We start from the raw sequence: 17,672 nt of genomic DNA, 5'->3' as shown, positions 1-17,672 counted from the left end.
ATGCTGTCGATTCACACCGGGTTCGTTGTTTGTCCGACCTGCAAGTCCCGCTTTGCCGTCGTCGCGAGCGAGCCGACCGTGCAGGCCCTCCACGACTATCTCCACTCCGATGCGCAGGTGAAATGCCCCACGTGCGACACCGTCTTCGCGACGGGGAGTGCAAAGAGCAGCATTGAATTCGAACCCGTCAACGACGGCGTGACACTCTCACCCTCTCCCGAGCGGAGCGTCGACGGGCTCGATAATCACTGACCGCGCTGTTCGCGTGCTCTGAAGGCTTCGGGGTAGCGCCGAAGGTAGGCGCCCTCAAGAGAATTGTCGTCCAGCGCCATCAGATACCGGAAGTTCGGCACAAGCATCAGCGCAATCGAGCAGGCCAGTAGCCCGAAGCCAGCGTAGCCGATGATGTCGGAGACCTCTGCGCTCACCATCGCGCGGGTAAAACATGCGGTGCCAAATGGGATGGAGGCGGCGCAAACCATCAAGAAGCAGGCCTCAAGGCGGCTCCGGTATTCGGGCGGTGTGGCCATGCAGCGTACGGTCATCGTGTTCACATTGAAGAGAATCAAACCCGCGCCTCCCAACAGTGCGCCGACGCAGATCCATAAGAGCGATTGGGTGCAAGACGCCCAGATCAGCATCGTGGCCATCGCGACACCGCCGATGACGGTTGTCATGGCACGGCCGAAGCGGTAATTGGCGGTGGATAGAACCCTGCCGCTGGCAAGCATCATGCCAACGCCGAAGGCGCCTTCTGCACAGCCGAGTGCGAGCGCGCCTAGCGACAGCCGTTGAAGGATCAACACGGGCAGCAGAAGCGTCAGCCACGGGACAATGACAAAGTTGAACGCTGCCGACAGCAACGCCAGTGCTCGCTCAGTCGGCAGACGTAGCAGTAATGCGGTGCCCGACGGCGTCCCCCCGCTACGTCTGACGGCGGGGGAAGGGTATCGCGAACACCGCTGCGTACCACCCAGAAAAAAGCACGCCATGAGCGCGGCAGAGAACGAAAAAACCGTCGTCGCTGCGATACCCGCCAGTGAGATCAACCCGCCGGACAATGCAGGTCCCAGAATCAGGTTCGCTGAGCTGACCTTGCCACGATGCGCGAAGGCTTCAGCGGTCTTTCCTGTCGGACAGAGTTCCGGGGTAATGCTGACATGTATCGGCTGACAGACGCCGCCCGCCGCAGAAATGAGGCAGAACATGCCGGCGAGCCAATAAGGCGAGCCCGATGCACCCATCAGCGCGAATACCAGCGTTGCGACACATCCCGTCATCACCGCGGTCATCGCAATGCGCTGTTTCGGAAAGCAGTCACCGAGCTTGCCAGCGACATACATTCCCACTAGTTGCAGCGACCACGCCAGCGTAAGCGCATTACCGAGAAAGTTGTCGTCGTGATACCGCTCGATCATGATCCACGCAAAGCTCATCGCGCAAATCCTGATAGATGCGGAAAAGCACAGATCGGAAAACTGATAAAAGACAAAGGCCGTCCATGCGTCCCGATCCGGGGGGATGCTGCTGCGTGCGTCAGACACCTTCACCCTCCGCTTCAAAGGCGTGGTACGCCTCGTTTAGCACCAGCGCTGCATTGATGGCTCGCGAAAAGCCGCAAAAGGCGGCGTTCTGAATCAAAATTTCCTCGATGTCGCGCCACGTGAATCCATGACGGAACGCTGCATGGCCCTGGAATCGAAGTTGCCGCTCCGTGTCACCGAAAGCCACCAGCGCTGACAAGGTTGCGATATGGCGCTCGCGAAACGACAGTCCGTCACGTTGATAGGCATCTTCATAGATCGATTTCACAAGCCGTTCGACGAGGTGCGGGGCAATCGGGTGCAAGGTCTCGTCAATACGCGTCAGTGCCCGCGGATCGAACGCGTCGATCAGTTCGCGAGCGCGCGGGCTCAGACTCTCGGTAAAACTCACGCGTGTACCTCCTGCATAAGATGACGGCATTGTTCGAGCATGTGCTTTGCGCCTGCCGTCAACTTGCCGTGCTCGATCAACACGTGATGGGCGTCGACAAATTTTCTTTGGTATTGCGTGATGGCGTCCGCGATATAACCACGTTCCGCGTCCGTCAAGCGTTGCGTGGCGAGCGTGCGCCGAAAGCAATGCACGATGCGGTAGACGACGAACATCGCGTGATAAATACCGGTCACCGTGCGAGGCTCTTTGCGCAAAGGCGAGGTATAGCGCTCGCTGTCGTCGTTCAATACGAACTCGTCGTGAATCATCAACGACAACATCACCTGATGTGCGGACTCGTGCACCAGCTTGTCGAGCCAGAACCAGGCGGGTTTTGAAGTAGCGATGACATTGACGTAGAGGCATCCGAGCCGGTGAAAGTCGCTGCCGGCATACAGCGTGTCGCGCGAGTGGCATGTGGTCGCCTCGAACAGATATATCTCGTTGACGATCTCGGCGACTTCACCGTGCAGAACCGGGTCGATGTCGCGGAGTCGTCGAAAGCAGTCGTCGAGTGTATGCATTCGCGCGAGTGCTGCGTTCGGGGAGGCATCGTGAAAGACGGTCTTGTAGGTGTCGTCTCCCAGGCCGTGAAGGAAGTTGCGATCGGCGTCGCACGCCCCTGCCGTGCCTCCCACGAGGAATCGACACGATCGGGCACTCAACGCTGAGCTCATCACCAGATTGGTGAGCACCACGTGAATCTCGGATTCATCCTTGCGCCGTATCGCATTCGCCAGACGCCAGATGGCCGTGAAAACCAATCCGCTTGCCCGTGTCGTTGCGTCGTCAGATAGCGAACGAAGGAAATCGTGACTCGCCGCGTGCAATGCGTCGGGAAGGCAGCCTTCACAGGCATCGAGCAGGTAGTCCAACGATTTTTGACTGTGCAGCAGGTTCTCTCGCGCCAACCAGGCAGCGCGTTCCGTACTCGGGCGCGGGTCAAAGATATCCATCAAATCGCTCCTCATCCTCATTCGCAGGCAACCTGTCCGAACGATGTCCGAGCGGTGAAGACCCACCCGGACACCCGCTATGCGCGATTCGCGACGATGGCGGATCAGCCTTCGCCAACGGTCACGATAATGGCGCACGAGGACTGATTCTTGAGATGAACGATGCGACGGGCGTCGATGTTCTTGATCATGGTGAAAGCTCCTGAATGAGTGAACGGAATGTGCGCCACAGGCATCGCCGGTCGAATGTTCGGTAACGCACGACCCCATCCTAGGATGGCCGGCATGCCGATGGAATCGTATCGATTACGAGGGACGCGAATCGTGCAGAAGCGGTAACCCATCGAGCACATTGGGGCGCCCAGGGACGGGTGCTTGGGATTTTTCCGATGAGGCTATTGCTGGATCCCCAATGACTGATGGGTGACGTGCAACGCGGCATGATGTGGGTCATCGTCAAGACGAGGGGACACACGAATGACCGTCGATATCGGACAGCGACTCAGGAGTTTTTTCGACGCCATGCCCGGGTGCTGGGGATGCAAGGACGCGGACTCCGCATTTCTCTATGTCAACGAGAGCTACGCACGGCTAATGGGTATTGCCCATCCACGGGATCTTCCGGGACGAACAGACTTTGAGCTGCCCTGCCGGACCGTCGAGTGCGCGAGCGAGTTTCGTGCGCAAGACGCTGAAGTCATGCGTACCCGGCGGACATTGGAGGTGTTCGACTGGCATCCGTACGCCGGTGACGCGTGGCAGGCACACGTCGTCACGAAGACGCCGTTGATGGACGATGCCGGTCAAGTCGTCGGCACGATCTTTCACGGCGCGAATTTGTCCAGCGTGCCGGCGTATGTCGCGCTCGGGCCTTTGCTGAATCAGATGTGGTGCGGCGACAGGGTAACGATGCGCGAAGGACAGACCAGTCTTGCGATCGATCGGCATGTCGATATCGCGCTGTCGTCACGTGCTTGCGAGGTCATTTTCTTCTATGTGCGCGGCTGGTCAGCCAAGATGATAGGGAAAGTTTTGGGCGTGTCGCCACGCACGGTCGAGATGCACCTGGAGGTTTTGAAGGATAAGTTTCGCGCGAGTACACGAGCCGAGCTGATGGATGCGGCCATCGCGCTCGGCTACCTGACCCGGATTCCCGCCTCTTTGTTCAACCGTCAGTTGTCGGTGGTGTTGACGCCACGCCAGTGAGATTGACGAAAGATGAGATCCGAGGCGACTCACCCAATTTACAGCGGCGTCAACACCGCTTCGCCCGCCTGATAGCGACGCGTGTTCTCGATGAACATGGCGATCGTGGCGGCTTCGGCTTCCGGCGACCGGCCGGCGACGTGCGGGCTCAGCACGATGTTCTGCAAGTCGATGAGTGCCTTCGGCGGCGACGGTTCGCCCTCGTACACATCCAGCCCGGCACCGGCAATCGTGCCGTTGCGCAGGGCATCGGCGAGTGCGGCCGTATCTACTGCGCTGCCTCTACCGAGATTGACGAGAAAGCCGTGCTCGCCCAGCGCGCGCAACACCTCGGCATTCACCATGTGCAGCGTTTCCGCGCCGCCCGGTGCCGTCACGACCAGATAGTCGGCCCACTCGGCCAGCGCGACTACGCTATCGAAATATTGATAGTGCGCAGGCACGTCGTCGCGCTGTTTGCGATTGCGATAGCCGATCTGCATGTCGAAGCCTTCGCCGCGTTTGGCAAACTGCTTGCCCACCGCACCCAGCCCCACGATCCCCAACTTCTTGCCCGACACGCCCGGTTGCATCGGCAACGCGTCGCGCCACACGCCCTTACGGCATGCGGCGTCGTATTCGGGAATGCGGCGCACGGCGGCCAGCAGCAGCGCAAATCCCTGATCGGCCACGGTCGGCGCATTGGCCCCGGCACCGTTCACGGCAACGATCTTGCGCGCATGCAACGCGTCGAGATCGAGGTTTTCGTAGCCAGCGCCCAACGCACTGACCAACTCGACCTTCGGCAAATGCGTCAGCTCGGCGGCGCTTATGCCGCGTGAGCCATTGGTCAGCACGAAGCGTGCGCGCGCGCCTTCGTCACCCCAGCCTTCCGGCGTGGTGTGATGGCTCGGGCGATAGATCACATCGAAATGGGTTTGCAGTTCGGACAACTGCTCGGGATGCATCGGGATAATGACCAGCAGTGGGGGCAGCGACACCTTCAATCTCCGGCGACAGGGTGGAATGACAGCCGATACTGTATTCCTATCTGCGATGTCTTGCGCAATGCAGCATCGCAATTTCTTCCCGTCGACGAAAGGCAGGCCCCAAATGCCTGCGGGCGCCTTCGCATGAAGCGAAAGGCGCCCGCATCGCATGGCATCACGTCACATCATCAACGGCGTTACGTCTGACGAAACGACAAGCAAAAATCGCTTGAATGTACCGAGTCCCTCAGGCCGTCGCCTCCAACGCCATCGTCGCTTCGCGATGACGCAAACGTCCCAGCGTCAGCATGGTCGCACCGGCCAGCACGGCCGGCACACCGATAGCGGCGAACAGTGCCGGCATCGACCAGCCCATGGCAAGCATCGACGCACCGCCGACCGACCCGACCACCGACCCGAGACGGCCCACGCCGTTGGCCCAGCTCACCCCGGTCGCACGGCAGTCGGTCGGATAGAACTCGGCCGACAGCGCATTGGCACCGACTTGCCCGCCCGACACGCAGAACCCTGCCCAAAACACGGCCACCGACGCGAGCACCGGCGAACTGGCGAGCGGGCCGACGGCAGCGACACAGACACCGGCCAGCGCATAAGCGGCCGCGAGCACGTAGTGCGGATTGAAACGGTCCATCAGCCAGCCGAGCACAATCGCCCCGAGCGTGCCGCCGACCTGAAACATGGCGGTGACGATTGCGGCATTGCGCAGCGTCAGGCCGTTAGTGCGCAGCAACGTGGGCAGCCAGCTTGAGAGCAGATAAATCACCAGCAGGCTCATGAAGAAAGTGAGCCAGAACAGCAGCGTGCCGCGCAGCAGCGCCGGTTTAAACAGATGCCTCACGGGCGACGTGGTCGACGGCTTGGTCGCGATGTTGAACGTTGCGCCGCGAAGGTCTTCATTCGGCGCAATCCGTTGCAGCGACGCCGCAATACGTTCCGGTGCCTTGCCGGCCATCACCAGGTATCGCACCGACTCAGGCAACGCCCGCACCAGAACGGCACCGAGCACGAGCGGCATCACACCGCCGACAATCAGCACCGAGCGCCAGCCGAACACCTCGATGAGCCCGGCCGATGCCAGTCCACCGAACGCCGAGCCCAGCGTGAAGCCGCAGAACATCGTGGTCACGAGAAACGACCGGCGCGACTCCGGGCAGTACTCCGAGGTCAGCGTGATCGCATTGGGCATTGCACCGCCCAAGCCGAGCCCGGTCAGAAAACGCAGCGCAATCAGTTGCCACAATTCCATCGACCATGCCGAGGCCAGACTCGCCAGTCCGAAAAACACGACCGAGAAAATGAGGATCGACTTGCGGCCGAACTTGTCGGCAAGCGGTCCGAACAGGAACGCACCGGCCATCAGGCCGGCCAGACCCGCACCGAAGAGCGGTGCGAGATGCGCGGGCGTGAGCGACCACTCGGCACGAATGGCTGGAGCGATAAAGCCGATGGCGGCCGTGTCGAAACCGTCGATGGCGACGATCAGAAAACACAGCACGACGATCATCACCTGAAACGGCGAAATACGATGCCGGTCGATGAACGCCGTAACGTTGATGGGACTCACTGGCATGGGTTGTCTCCTCGAAGGTGCCAGAAGCGTCGCGGCATGACTGCCGCGTACGCGAATGCATTGCGTTGTTTTTGTTATCTGAACGGCAATGCCACTGCTGTTATGCGTTGCGCAACCACGGGGTTTGCGACAGGCAGTTTTCCGCGCGCCAGCCGTGCAGCCATTGCAGCGCGTCGTAGAACTGCGGCTGTGTGCGACCCTGCCAGAGCGAATTGCGCACCCAGCGATCCACACCCTTGGCGTGATACACGCGTCCCATGTCGCGCGCGCCGTACAGCACGCGCGCCGTGCGCGGAATGCGCGCGTATTCATAGCGGCGGAAGGCGTCGACGAAGTCGCCCTTGGCCGCGACGTATGCGGCGCCCAGCGTGACCGCGTCTTCCAGTGCCTGACAGGCGCCCTGCGCGATGTACTGCGTCATCGGATGCGCGGCATCACCGAGAATGGTGGCGCGGGCAAAGCTCCATTGCTCCACCGGGTCGCGATCGGCTGTCGCCCAACGGCGCCACGAGGTCGGGCGATCGAGCATCTGGTGCGGCAGCGGGTCGATGCCCTCGAAGTACGACAGCACTTCTTCCTTGCTGCCGTCGCGCACGCCCCAAACTTCCTGCTCGCGGCTGTGAAACGTCACCACGAGGTTGTATTGCTTGCCGCCGCGCAACGGGTAATGCACCAGATGGCAATGCGGGCCTGCCCACACCACCGGCGCGTTGACCTGCAAATCCTTCGGCATGTTCTCGACGTCGACTACGGCGCGATACACCACGTGCCCGGTCACACGCGGCTCGTCACCGATGAGCGCATCGCGCACGGCAGACTTCACGCCGTCGCAACCAATCACGGCATCGGCCGTGTGCCGCTCGCCATGCTGATCGATCACGGTGACGCCGCTGTCGTCCTGCTCCAGCGAGACGACGCGGGTGGCCGTCTTGAACTGAATCAGCGGATTGCGTTGCACGGCTTCCAGAATCGACAGATGGATGTCGGCGCGGTGAATCACCGCATACGGGTTGCCGAAGCGCTCGCGATACGGTGCGCCCACGTCGACTTCGGCAATCACGCTGCGGTCGATGGCGTCGCGCAACGTGATGTGATCGGTGAAGACCGACCGGTCGCGTGCGGCCTCGCCGACACCCAGCGCGTCGAGCGCGGCGAAGGCGTTGGCCGCAAGCTGAATGCCTGCGCCAATCTCGCCGATGGTCTCGGCCTGCTCAAGCAGTTCAATGCGTACGCCCTGATTCGCGAGGGCGAGCGCGGCGGCCAGACCGCCGATGCCGCCGCCGACGACGAGCGCTTTCGGTTGATGGGGTTGTGTCATGGTTGTCTCCTGCTGCCTCTTCTGGCGCTGCTGCTGTCTTTCCCGGCCGTCGATCTCACGCCGTGAAATCTGGCTGCTTGTCCGGCGCTGCCGCCACGAAGGCGGGGTGGGCTGCGGCGTGCTCGAACACGGCCAACGCGCGCGGATACGCCGACAAATCGCACCCCATGCGCCGGGCATTCGCGATCTGCGGGATCAGGCACACATCGGCCAGCGTCGGTGCTTCACCGAAACACCACGGGCCGTGGCCGTGCTTCATCAGCAGACGCTCCACGCCGGCCATGCCTTCGGCGATCCAGTGCTGATACCACGCGTCCTTTTGCGCAGCGGTCAGGCCGAGCGTGCCTTGCAGATACTTCAGAATCCGCAGGTTGTTGACCGGGTGAATGTCGCAACTGATCAGCGCGGCCAGTTCCAGCACCCGGGCACGCGCTTCCATGTCTTGCGGCAACAGGCGCGGCGTGGGGTACTTCGCGTCGAGGTAATCGAGAATCGCGAGCGACTGGCCGAGCGAGAAGTCGCCGTCGACAATCGCGGGTACCACGGCCGACGGATTGACCTCGTCGACATAGGCCTCAGCGCGATGCTCGCCGACGCGAATGTTTACGCCGATGGTGTCGAACGCGAGACCCTTGAGCGCCAGCGCAATGCGCACGCGATAGGACGTCGAGCTATTGAAGAAGCTGTAGAGCTGCATGACCGTAATTGCCTCAGACCACGCGCACGGTGATCTCGCCCAGACCTTCGACGGCCGTGACCATCGTCTCGCCTGCCTTGACCGGACCCACGCCTTCGGGCGTGCCGGTGTAGATCAGGTCGCCCGGTTCGAGGCGGAAGAACTGCGACAGATACGACACGGTTTCCGCCACCGACCAGATCAGGTGGGTGATGTCGCTCTTTTGCTTTTGCACGCCGTCGACGGTCAACGAAATCGCGGCCTTCGCGATGTGACCCACGCTCGACACCGGATGAATCGGGCCGATCGGTGCCGACGCGTCGAACGCCTTGCCGATTTCCCACGGACGGCCCATCTCGCGCATTTTCATTTGCAGATCGCGGCGCGTCATGTCCAAACCGACGGCGTAGCCCCATACGTGTTCCAGCGCTTGTTCGAGCGGAATGTCGGAACCCGCCTTGCCGATGACCGCAACGAGTTCGGCTTCGTAGTGATAGTTGCTCGTCTGCGCCGGGTACTTCACTTCCAACGTTTCACCGTAGGCGACCGGCAGTACGGCGTCGGCCGGCTTGCAGAAGAAGAACGGCGGTTCGCGGTCCGGATCGAAGCCCATTTCACGCGCATGGGCGGCGTAGTTGCGGCCCACGCAATACACGCGGCGTACGGCAAATTGATCGTTGCTGCCGGCAACGGGGACGGCGACAGTGGCAGGCGGAGCGAAGACGAAAGACATAGTGTTTGACTCGACGAAGAAATGAAAAATTGTGGGGTCGTGTGCGGTGATCAGGTGCGTGATTCGCGCAGCAGGTTCAGCGCGGTGAGCACCGGGCGGTCCGAGTAGCTGAACAGCACGGCGTCTTCCAGCGCGGCGAGCTGCACCGGCGCCCACGACGGCACGACAAAGTGGTCGCGCGGTTCGAACTGGAACTGCTCGTCGCCAATGCGCACCGTGCCGCGCCCTTCGACCACCGAGAACACGGTGGCGTCGGTGCTGCGGTAGGTCTTGCCTTGGAAGCCGGCCGGCAGGTATTGCATGAACGTCGCCATGGTCGGCATCGGCCAGCCACCTGTGGCCGGATTGACGTAGCGCAGCTTGATGCCGTCCCACGGATCGAGTTCGCCATTGCGATACAGCGTGTCCAGCGCTTCGCGCGAGCGGGCGTACGTATAGCTGAAAATCGGCGACGTCGGGTCGCTCACCTTGTGGCGCACGGGCAGCATGTTGAAGCCGTAGCGCGCGAAGCTGTCGCCCTCGGGGCGTTGCACCGGTTGCTGCGACTCGGGGTAGTTCTCTGCAAAGCCGGCGTCGAAGTACTGCACCAGCGGAATATCGAGCCCGTCGAGCCAGACCACCGGCTCGCCGTCGACTGGATTGCCGTGGTCGTGCCACGTCCACGAGGGCGTGATGATGAAATCGCCCGGATGCATGGTGGTGCGCTCGCCATTCACGGCGGTCCACGCGCCACGGCCTTCCACGATGAAGCGCAGCGCCGATTGCGTGTGACGGTGGCTCGGGGCGATCTCGCCCGGCAGAATCAACTGCAACCCGGCGTACAGCGAGCCGGTAATGCTTGATGAGCCCGGCGTGCCCGGATTTTGCAGAATTAGCACACGGCGCACGGCTTCCTCGGCGCTGATCATGCGGCCGGCTTCCATCACCAGCGGGCGCACTTCGTTGTATTTCCAGATGGCGGGCACTACACGCGGGCGCGGCTGGGGCGGCACGAGACTGTGCAGCGATTCCCACAGCGGGGCCATGTGGTTGCGGCCAATGTGCTCGTAATAGGCAGCGCGCTCGGCGCTGGGGGCGCGTTCGGACATGCGTGTCTCCATATCGGTGTTTTTGGCCCGGCGGCCCCGCTGGATGGGGGCCCGGTCGGTCTATGGATAGCGTTATACTCGGCCAGACATAACTTCTGAAATGAAAAAATCATCGGATCCATACGAAAAATCGTATGGCTCGGACGGTTTTTGAATCGAATTGAAGGCACCGACGTGTGCCCGGAGACTGCGCATGGATTGGACCCATCGCTTGCGTCTGCGCAACTTGCAGATGCTGCTGACCCTCGCGGAGACCGGCAACATGAGCCAGTCGGCGGCGTTGCTCAACACCACGCAGCCCGGTCTGTCGAAGTGGCTGAAAGATCTGGAAGACGATATCGGCCTGCCGTTGTTCGAGCGTCAGGCGCGCGGCTTGCGGCCGACGGCCTACGGGGAAGCCCTGATCGAACACGCGCGCCGCATCGAGGCACAGCTCGACACCGCACGCGACGATCTCGACGCGATGCGCGAGGGCGGCAGCGGGCTGGTGGCGATCGGGACGTCGGGCGCATCGTCGGCGGATACGGTGCCGCTGGCAGTGCTACTGCTGTTGCAGCGCATGCCGCGCGTGCAGGCGCGCGTGATTGAAAACACGATGGACCGGTTGATGAACCAGCTCGCGCACAGCGAGATCGACATCGTGGTGGGGCGCTCAGCGCCGGAATTGCAGGATCGCAGCGTGCGCGCGGAAGCGCTCTATCTTGAGCCGCTGCACTTTGTCGCGCGTGCCCGGCATCCGGTGTTTTCGCTCGATCAGGTGGATTGGCCCGACATGCAGCGCTATCGCTGGGTAGTCTGGCCGCGCGGCACGCCGATTCGCAACGCACTGGAGGCGGCGCTGGCTGAAGCGGGCTACCCGTTGCCGAGCGATACGGTCGAATCGAATTCCACCATCCTCAACCTCACGCTGCTCAACAACAGCGACATGATCGGGCTGGCGTCGCATCGCACGGCGAGCCGCTTGCAGGCACTGGGTGCATTGCGCATCGTGCCGCTGCGACTCGCAGGCTTCGGCGCCATTTCGATGTACTGGCGGGACGACGGCGCAAACCGCGCGGCCGTGGTGGCCGCGCTCGATTGCTTGCGCAGTGCGGCGAATCGCTCGTTAGGCGATGCCGTTGCGGGCATCGAAAGCGACGGGCAGTAACTGGGTAATCAGCCTGCGGGCGCGACACGCCGGCGTCGCAGCGACGCAAGATGCGCGGCCATCGCATTGGACGCCGCCACACTATCGCGCGCTTCAATCGCGTCGAGCACGGCGTGGTGCTCGTCCTGCGTGTGGGGAAGATCGCCGGGCGCCAACACTCGCAGCTTCCAGAGTCGCGCGGAGCGCTCGTGCAGCGAGCGCATGATGTCGGTCAGTGCGCTGTTGCCTGCCGCCTCGGCAATCACGGCATGAAAGTCGTGATCGATCTGCATGAAGCGGTCGCGATCGTCGTCGCGATTCAATTCGCTCGACGCCGCCAGCAGCGCGCGCATGCGAACCAGTTGCTCGTCAGTGCGACGTTGTGCAGCCAGTGCTGCCACGTTGGCTTCCACGGCCCATCGCGCTTCGAGCAGATCGAGAATCTCGTCCATCGACTCGCGGCGAATCTGCAAACCCTTACGCGGAATGATGTCGATCAGGCCTTCGAGCTTGAGACGTTGAATCGCGTGATGCACCGGTGAGCGGCTGAAGCCGATGAGCTCACAAATCATCAACTCGTTGAACAACTGACCGGGACCGAATTCGAGCGACAGAATGCGGCGCTTGATCTCGTCGTAAGCCTGTTCGGCAAGCGACGGCCCCTTGCGGATGCGTGTCGACGTGTTGCCGTTGGCGTCGCGTGAGGGCGCGGCGTGTGACGTGCGGATCGGTTGTGCGGCGCTGGCCGTGGCGGGCATCTCTTTAAAGCTTTTCATCGATTCTTTCCAACGGAATGACGCCTGCGGGGCAGGCAAGCGCGGCGATGCCACTTCGGGGTCAGGCAAATGGCCAGTTGCGCGAGGGCAACCGAGCGGCGTACGTCGCGCCAGGTGGCGATTGCATCGGCCACGACAGGCTGCGCGCATTCTATCGCAGCGCCATCTCGCGTCTGCCGCTGTCGACATGCGGCCAGCGACGCGCCGCACACACTGGCAGCGTTGAGGCGCCGCGTCAGCAGCCCGACTGCCGCGCGACGGCATAACCGCAACGCCCGGCGTACCGTCTGACGCATCGACTGATGCAGCGCGCACCGAACCACGCCGCCAATGTTCAGAAGCCGCGTCGACATCGCTTCACGACCCAGAAACCTCGACATGAATAATTTTCCGGTTGCAATTCTGTAACATATCACACAACATTTCACACACTATATTACGACCCGCAAGCGCACACAACTGCTTTTCTGGGAAGTGTGAAGGGTGTAGTTCCTACCCGCAGCGGGGCGTGAGCATTGGCGTGCAAGTGTCATCGGCTGGTATCTCCTTGGGAGTCGGGTAATGGCAATGAACAGCAAGCGTCGGCAGGTAGTACAGGCGATCGGGGCCGCGACAGCGGGTTGGATGGCGGGGTCGTGGGGCAGCGCGCACGCGCAGAACAAGCCGCCGGGCGAGCTCACCCTGTCGCTCGATTTCACGGTGCTCGGACGTCACGCGCCGTGGTACGTCGCCCTCGGCAAGGGGTACTTCAAACAAGCCGGTCTGAACGTCAAGATCGTGCCGGGGCAGGGCACCGCCCAAGCCATTCAGGCACTCGAATCGGGGATCGCGCAGTTTGCGTTTTCCGATGTGGTGTCGCTGGCACTGGCCCGCGCTCGCGGCGCAAGCAGCGCGCGCTTCGTGGCGATGAACTACCAGAGCGCGCCCTACGCCATCTTCTCGCTCGCGTCAGGCGCCAACGCCGGCTCGCCCGACAAGCTCACCGGTCTCGAAGTCGCCAGCGGCGCGGGCAGTTTCTCGCCCAAGGTGATTCAGGGCTTCATGAAGCAGCACAAGCTCGACCCGGCGTCGATCAAGTTCGTCAACGTCGACGGCTCGGCGCGCGTGAGCATGCTGCTGAGCAAGAAGGTGCCGGCCATCGAGAACTTCATCTTCAGTCAGGTAGGCATCGAGAAAGTCTTGCCGCCGGGGCAACTGACCACGTTGCTGCTCGCGGCCAACGGGCTGGAGTTGTACGCCAACGGCCTGCTGGTGAAAGACGAAATGATCAAGGCGCAGCCCGACACCGTGCGCGCTTTCGTCAAGGCGGCGATGCAGGGTTGGCGCGACACATTGGCCGATCCCGAGGGCGCCGCCACTGTTATGGCGAATTACGTGCCGGGGCTCAATCACGAAGTTGCCGTGGGCGAAATCAAGTTGCTCGCCACGCTCGCGCAAAGCCCGGCGACCCAGCAGAACGGGTTGGGCTGGATCGACGCCGATCGCATGAAACGCAGCCTCGACTTCATCGCGCAGAACATCGGCATCACCGGCAAGGCCCCCACCGCGGCCGAGTTGTACACGACAGAATTTCTACCGAAGGTGGGCGCATGAACGCACCTCGCGACGCCGCGCACGCCATTGCGTCTCAAGCCAGCGCGGCTCCCGCTGCTCAACCCGCTGTTCAACGTGTTTCCCAGCCGTTCGCCGAAATCGAAGGCGTGAGCAAGGTCTACCCGCCGCGCGGCAAGAATGCGCAGACGGTCGCGCTGGAGAGCGTGAGTTGCAGTTTCGAAGCGGGCCAGCTGGTCGCGCTGCTGGGGCCGAGTGGTTGCGGCAAGACCACGTTGTTGCGTGTGGTCGCCGGGCTGACTCGCCCGACGACCGGCGTGGTGCGCATCGACGGCCAGCCGATTACCGGCGCGCAGCGCGACTTCGGCATCGTGTTCCAGAGTGCGAATCTGATGCCGTGGCGCAACGTACTGACCAACGTGTTGTTCCCGATGGAAATCCTCGGGCGCGCCGACGCCGCAGCCAAGTCACGGGCACGAGAACTGCTTGAGCTTGTCGGTCTGGCATCGTTTGCCGACGCCCGGCCGCACGAACTCTCCGGCGGCATGCAGCAGCGCGTGGCGCTCTGCCGTGCGCTGATTCACGCGCCGCGCCTGTTGCTGATGGATGAGCCCTTCGGTGCACTCGACGACTTCACCCGCATGGAGATGCACGACTTGCTGCTCAACGTGCGCGAGCACACCCGCGCTGCGGTGATGTTCGTCACGCACAGCATTTCCGAGGCGATCTACCTCTCCGATCAGGTACTCGTGTTCAGCCGCCGCCCGGCGAAGATTGCCGAGCGCATCGACATCGATCTGCCGTATCCGCGCACGCAAGAAATGCGCTTCACGCCGCAATTCACCGCGTACGAGCGCCATGCAAGCGCGTCGCTGGGAGTCGTGAAATGTCAAAAGTGAATCTCCGTGCCGTGGCCTATCCGACGCTGGGCATCGTCTTCGTCATCGTGCTCTGGCAGCTCTACGTCACGATGTTCAACGTCTCCATCGCGGTGTTGCCCACGCCTGCCCAGATTGCGCAGTCGTTCGTCAGCGACCGTGCCGCGCTCGTCTCGCAAGGCTGGGTGACCTTGCAGGAATGCATTTACGGCTTCGGGCTGGCGTTCATCGTGGGCGTGCCCATCGCCTTCGTCATCGCGAATTCCCCCGTACTCAATCGCATGTTCTATCCGCTGCTCATCGCGATGCAGTCGGTGCCGAAAGTCGCGCTCGCACCGATCATTCTCGTGTGGCTGGGCACCGGCATCGAATCGAAGCTGGCGCTCGTCTGGCTGGTGGCGTTCTTCCCCATCGTGGTCGATACCGCTGCCGGGCTGCGTAACACGCCGGTGAGCCTGCTGGAACTGGCGACGTCGTTGCGCGCCACGCGCATGCAGATATTCACCAAGATCCAGATGCCGGCGGCGCTGCCGCACATCGTCTCGGGGGCCAAGATCGGGGTGACGCTGGCGGTCATCGGTGCGGTGATCGGTGAGTTCGTGGGGAGCAACGAGGGCTTGGGCAATCTGCTGCTCGTGGCGAACTCGCAACTCAACACGCCGCTGGCGTTCGCCGCCTTGATCTCACTCGCGATTCTGGGGCTTGGGTTGTACGGCGCCGTCGCGCTGATCGAAGTGGCGCTGCAACCGTGGCTGCCGCATACCGCCGAGGCCGCGTAGCAGGAGCGGAAGCCGCACTGAAAGGTTACGCATCAAAAGCCGCGCCGTTGTGCAGGCACACCGGCGCACCGATACGTCCGATACGTCCGATACGTCATACAGGGAGATCGCTCCATGAGCAGTGAAGACCGCCAGTCCGCACCCACGGGTGCCCCGATGCCCTCGCTTGCCGAGATCCTGCTGCACAGCGAAGCGATGCCGTGGCGCGACAAGTCGCTCGCGGGCATTGCCGAAAAAATGTTCTGGCGCGACGAGGCCACCGGCGCATCCATCGCGCTCATCAAGTTCTCGAAAGGCGCGGGTATTCCGGCACCGCATTCGCATGCGTCGAACCAGTTCATGTACTGCCTGAGCGGGAAATACGAATACACGTCTACGGGTGTGACGCTGCTGCCCGGCAGCTTCTACTGCAACCCCAAAGGCAATGTGCACGGCCCGACGATGGCACATGAAGAAACCATCGTGGTCGAGATTTACGATGGTCCGCATTACCCGCAAAAGCCTGACTGGTACACGGACGAGCGCGATGCCCACTGAACACGTTCCTGACGGTCTGCCGCCCGCGCAACTGCACACGCTGATCGCCGCGTTGTTCACGGCGGCGGGCGTGTCGGCGGCGGGCGCGGAGATCGTCGCGCACGCACTGGTAGCGGCCGACATCAGCGGCAAGGCGTCGCACGGTGTCATGCTGGTGCCGATGTATCTGGCGCGCATGAAGGCAGGTTCGGTGACGTCTGCCGACGAAGCGCAGATCGTGCACGACGGCAAGACCACGCTGGTGCTCGACGCCGCGAATGGGCTCGGCCAATTGAGCGCGCATCAGGCCTGCCATCTCGCCACCGTTCGGGCGCGGGAATATGGCCTTGCGATGGTGACCGTGCGTAACGCATTTCACTTCGGCGAAGCGGGCTACTGGGCGCGTCGCATGGCGGATGCGGGATGTGTGGGCATCGCCATGGCCAACACGCGGCCATTGATGCCTGCCCCCGGCGGTGCGCAACGGCGTGTCGGCAACAACCCGCTCGCCATCGCCATGCCTCATGCCGACGATGTGCCGGTGGTGCTCGACATGGCGATGAGCGCCAGCGCGATGGGCAAGATTCGGCTCGCGGAACGCGCTGGCAAAACCCTTCCCGACGGCTGGGCCACCGACGCACAAGGCGCACCGACCCGCGACCCGGCGACCGCCATTGCCGGCATGTTACTGCCGGCCGCGGGGCCGAAAGGCTTCGGGCTGGCGTTCATGGTTGATCTGTTGTGCGGCGGCTTGTCTGACGGCGCAGTGGGCAACGAAGTACAGCCGCTGTATGGCGACACCGCCACGCCCTACGGCAGCGCTCAGGCATTTCTCGCTATCGATCCCTCGCACTTCGGCTTGCAACAACCGCTCGCACAACGTGCCAGCGATTTCGCGCGCGCCGTGCGCGAATCGCAGCCTGCACCGGGTGTCGCCCGCGTCTTCAGTCCCGGCGAACAGAGTTGGCAGTTCGCGCAGGACCACTGCGAACAGTGCCCCGTGTCAGCTGATACGGCCAGACAGTTGAGCGAACTCGCGCGCGCGGCCGGCATCGACGTGCCTGCCGCATGGCAATCCCTTTGACGTTTTCCCGCAGCAGAACAGGACTCTCATCATGGCAAAAGAACAGATCAGTACCGACGCCCTGCGCACACCCAATGGGCATTTCTCGCAGGCAACGACCATCGAGGCACGCGGCAAGCTTGTGTTCATCTCGGGCATGACGGCACGTTGCCCCGACGGCAGCATTGCGGGTGTCGGCGACATCGAAGCGCAGACGCGTCAGGTGTGCGAGAACATCAAGAATGCGGTGACCGCTGCGGGCGGCACGCTTGATGACGTGTGCCGTGTGGATGTGTACGTGCGCAACATGGAACACTTCGAAGCCATTCACAAAGTGCGTCGCGAATACTTCCGTCCGCCACTGCCCGCATCGACGATGGTCGAGGTCACGAAAATGGTGTCGCCCGACTATCTCATCGAAATCAATGCGATCGCCGTATTGCCCAACGCCTGACGGCTTTTCTTGATGC

At 62.5% G+C, this 17,672-nt stretch carries 19 protein-coding genes; 9 read left to right on the top strand and 10 right to left on the bottom strand.

The genetic code is table 11. From position 1 onward, the window contains the following. Positions 1-252 (top strand): hypothetical protein, encoded by a 252-nt coding sequence (locus CDV44_RS19265; protein WP_087689731.1) that lies wholly within the window; start codon positions 1-3, stop codon positions 250-252. On the opposite strand, the gene CDV44_RS19260 is transcribed toward CDV44_RS19265, so the two are convergent. From CDV44_RS19260 to CDV44_RS19250, 3 genes are all read right to left on the bottom strand, one after another. After that, positions 246-1,544, bottom strand: coding sequence for an MFS transporter (locus tag CDV44_RS19260; RefSeq protein ID WP_141118769.1), 1,299 nt, complete (start codon positions 1,542-1,544; stop codon positions 246-248). The genes CDV44_RS19265 and CDV44_RS19260 overlap by 7 nt on opposite strands. Then, positions 1,537-1,812 carry a carboxymuconolactone decarboxylase family protein gene (locus tag CDV44_RS28285; protein ID WP_212677133.1) on the bottom strand — a complete coding sequence of 92 codons (276 nt, stop codon included), beginning with the start codon at positions 1,810-1,812 and terminating at the stop codon, positions 1,537-1,539. Before CDV44_RS28285 ends, CDV44_RS19260 begins: the two co-directional genes overlap by 8 nt. A 119-nt stretch (positions 1,813-1,931) precedes the next feature. Continuing rightward, complete coding sequence (locus tag CDV44_RS19250; protein WP_170936042.1) at positions 1,932-3,071, bottom strand: HEXXH motif-containing putative peptide modification protein; 1,140 nt, start codon at positions 3,069-3,071, stop codon at positions 1,932-1,934. 339 nt (positions 3,072-3,410) lie between these two features. Here CDV44_RS19250 and CDV44_RS19245 point away from each other — a divergent pair, with 339 nt between their 5' ends. Continuing rightward, entirely contained in the window at positions 3,411-4,139 is a 729-nt protein-coding gene (locus CDV44_RS19245; protein ID WP_087689723.1) for a PAS domain-containing protein, read from the top strand. A 38-nt stretch (positions 4,140-4,177) separates the two neighbouring features. On the opposite strand, the gene CDV44_RS19240 is transcribed toward CDV44_RS19245, so the two are convergent. The 6 genes from CDV44_RS19240 to gtdA form a co-directional block, all read right to left on the bottom strand. Then, positions 4,178-5,086, bottom strand: coding sequence for a 2-hydroxyacid dehydrogenase (locus tag CDV44_RS19240; protein WP_087690741.1), 909 nt, complete (start codon positions 5,084-5,086; stop codon positions 4,178-4,180). 268 nt (positions 5,087-5,354) lie between these two features. Then, positions 5,355-6,698: an MFS transporter gene (locus CDV44_RS19235; RefSeq protein WP_087689721.1), complete on the bottom strand. Its 1,344-nt coding sequence runs from the start codon at positions 6,696-6,698 to the stop codon at positions 5,355-5,357. A gap of 100 nt (positions 6,699-6,798) precedes the next feature. Next, positions 6,799-8,016: a 3-hydroxybenzoate 6-monooxygenase gene (locus CDV44_RS19230; protein ID WP_087689719.1), complete on the bottom strand. Its 1,218-nt coding sequence runs from the start codon at positions 8,014-8,016 to the stop codon at positions 6,799-6,801. Between the two features lie 55 nt (positions 8,017-8,071). After that, the gene (maiA, locus tag CDV44_RS19225; protein ID WP_087689716.1) at positions 8,072-8,713 is read right to left on the bottom strand and encodes a maleylacetoacetate isomerase; all 642 of its coding nucleotides are present in this window, start codon (positions 8,711-8,713) and stop codon (positions 8,072-8,074) included. A gap of 13 nt (positions 8,714-8,726) precedes the next feature. Next, positions 8,727-9,425, bottom strand: a complete 699-nt coding sequence (locus tag CDV44_RS19220) for a fumarylacetoacetate hydrolase family protein (RefSeq protein WP_087689714.1) — start codon at positions 9,423-9,425, stop codon at positions 8,727-8,729. A 50-nt stretch (positions 9,426-9,475) separates the two neighbouring features. After that, positions 9,476-10,513, bottom strand: coding sequence for a gentisate 1,2-dioxygenase (gtdA, locus tag CDV44_RS19215; protein ID WP_087689713.1), 1,038 nt, complete (start codon positions 10,511-10,513; stop codon positions 9,476-9,478). A 193-nt stretch (positions 10,514-10,706) separates the two neighbouring features. Here gtdA and CDV44_RS19210 point away from each other — a divergent pair, with 193 nt between their 5' ends. Further along, a complete protein-coding gene (locus CDV44_RS19210) occupies positions 10,707-11,660 on the top strand; it encodes a LysR family transcriptional regulator (protein WP_058377237.1) in 954 nt (317 codons plus the stop codon). Positions 11,661-11,668: 8 nt separating this feature from the next. Here CDV44_RS19210 and CDV44_RS19205 read toward each other — a convergent pair whose 3' ends face one another. After that, on the bottom strand, positions 11,669-12,415 hold the full coding sequence (locus CDV44_RS19205; protein WP_170936041.1) for a GntR family transcriptional regulator: 747 nt from the start codon (positions 12,413-12,415) through the stop codon (positions 11,669-11,671). Positions 12,416-12,976: 561 nt separating this feature from the next. Between CDV44_RS19205 and CDV44_RS19200 the strand changes: the two genes are divergently transcribed. The 6 genes from CDV44_RS19200 (at position 12,977) to CDV44_RS19175 (ending at position 17,656) form a co-directional block, all read left to right on the top strand. Next, positions 12,977-14,008 carry an ABC transporter substrate-binding protein gene (locus CDV44_RS19200; protein WP_087689709.1) on the top strand — a complete coding sequence of 344 codons (1,032 nt, stop codon included), beginning with the start codon at positions 12,977-12,979 and terminating at the stop codon, positions 14,006-14,008. After that, positions 14,005-14,865 carry an ABC transporter ATP-binding protein gene (locus tag CDV44_RS19195; protein WP_087689707.1) on the top strand — a complete coding sequence of 287 codons (861 nt, stop codon included), beginning with the start codon at positions 14,005-14,007 and terminating at the stop codon, positions 14,863-14,865. The genes CDV44_RS19200 and CDV44_RS19195 overlap by 4 nt, the downstream gene beginning before the upstream one ends. Then, positions 14,853-15,623, top strand: coding sequence for an ABC transporter permease (locus CDV44_RS19190; protein ID WP_087689705.1), 771 nt, complete (start codon positions 14,853-14,855; stop codon positions 15,621-15,623). The genes CDV44_RS19195 and CDV44_RS19190 overlap by 13 nt, the downstream gene beginning before the upstream one ends. 114 nt (positions 15,624-15,737) lie before the next feature. After that, positions 15,738-16,160 carry a cupin domain-containing protein gene (locus CDV44_RS19185; RefSeq protein ID WP_087689703.1) on the top strand — a complete coding sequence of 141 codons (423 nt, stop codon included), beginning with the start codon at positions 15,738-15,740 and terminating at the stop codon, positions 16,158-16,160. After that, the gene (locus tag CDV44_RS19180; protein WP_087689701.1) at positions 16,150-17,223 is read left to right on the top strand and encodes an Ldh family oxidoreductase; all 1,074 of its coding nucleotides are present in this window, start codon (positions 16,150-16,152) and stop codon (positions 17,221-17,223) included. Before CDV44_RS19185 ends, CDV44_RS19180 begins: the two co-directional genes overlap by 11 nt. A 31-nt stretch (positions 17,224-17,254) precedes the next feature. After that, positions 17,255-17,656, top strand: a complete 402-nt coding sequence (locus CDV44_RS19175; RefSeq protein ID WP_058377243.1) for a RidA family protein — start codon at positions 17,255-17,257, stop codon at positions 17,654-17,656. Positions 17,657-17,672: the final 16 nt, after the last annotated feature.

Origin of the sequence: Pandoraea sp. PE-S2R-1, assembly GCF_002179865.1 — a bacterium.
Lineage (GTDB): Bacteria > Pseudomonadota > Gammaproteobacteria > Burkholderiales > Burkholderiaceae > Pandoraea.
The sequence above is the reverse complement of the archived record's forward strand: the minus strand, read 5'-3'. Positions and strand labels throughout refer to the sequence as shown.

Bases quoted from the DNA above. Each gene is read 5' to 3' on its own strand.
- CDV44_RS19265 (WP_087689731.1), top strand. From the start codon at position 1: ATGCTGTCGATTCACACCGGGTTCGTTGTTTGTCCGACCTGCAAGTCC.
- gtdA (WP_087689713.1), bottom strand. From the start codon at position 10,513: ATGTCCGAACGCGCCCCCAGCGCCGAGCGCGCTGCCTATTACGAGCAC.
- CDV44_RS19220 (WP_087689714.1), bottom strand. From the start codon at position 9,425: ATGTCTTTCGTCTTCGCTCCGCCTGCCACTGTCGCCGTCCCCGTTGCC.
- CDV44_RS19205 (WP_170936041.1), bottom strand. From the start codon at position 12,415: ATGAAAAGCTTTAAAGAGATGCCCGCCACGGCCAGCGCCGCACAACCG.
- CDV44_RS19175 (WP_058377243.1), top strand. From the start codon at position 17,255: ATGGCAAAAGAACAGATCAGTACCGACGCCCTGCGCACACCCAATGGG.
- CDV44_RS19185 (WP_087689703.1), top strand. From the start codon at position 15,738: ATGAGCAGTGAAGACCGCCAGTCCGCACCCACGGGTGCCCCGATGCCC.
- CDV44_RS19245 (WP_087689723.1), top strand. From the start codon at position 3,411: ATGACCGTCGATATCGGACAGCGACTCAGGAGTTTTTTCGACGCCATG.
- CDV44_RS19190 (WP_087689705.1), top strand. From the start codon at position 14,853: ATGTCAAAAGTGAATCTCCGTGCCGTGGCCTATCCGACGCTGGGCATC.
- CDV44_RS19180 (WP_087689701.1), top strand. From the start codon at position 16,150: ATGCCCACTGAACACGTTCCTGACGGTCTGCCGCCCGCGCAACTGCAC.
- CDV44_RS19235 (WP_087689721.1), bottom strand. From the start codon at position 6,698: ATGCCAGTGAGTCCCATCAACGTTACGGCGTTCATCGACCGGCATCGT.
- maiA (WP_087689716.1), bottom strand. From the start codon at position 8,713: ATGCAGCTCTACAGCTTCTTCAATAGCTCGACGTCCTATCGCGTGCGC.
- CDV44_RS19195 (WP_087689707.1), top strand. From the start codon at position 14,005: ATGAACGCACCTCGCGACGCCGCGCACGCCATTGCGTCTCAAGCCAGC.
- CDV44_RS19240 (WP_087690741.1), bottom strand. From the start codon at position 5,086: ATGCATCCCGAGCAGTTGTCCGAACTGCAAACCCATTTCGATGTGATC.
- CDV44_RS19230 (WP_087689719.1), bottom strand. From the start codon at position 8,016: ATGACACAACCCCATCAACCGAAAGCGCTCGTCGTCGGCGGCGGCATC.
- CDV44_RS19200 (WP_087689709.1), top strand. From the start codon at position 12,977: ATGGCAATGAACAGCAAGCGTCGGCAGGTAGTACAGGCGATCGGGGCC.
- CDV44_RS19210 (WP_058377237.1), top strand. From the start codon at position 10,707: ATGGATTGGACCCATCGCTTGCGTCTGCGCAACTTGCAGATGCTGCTG.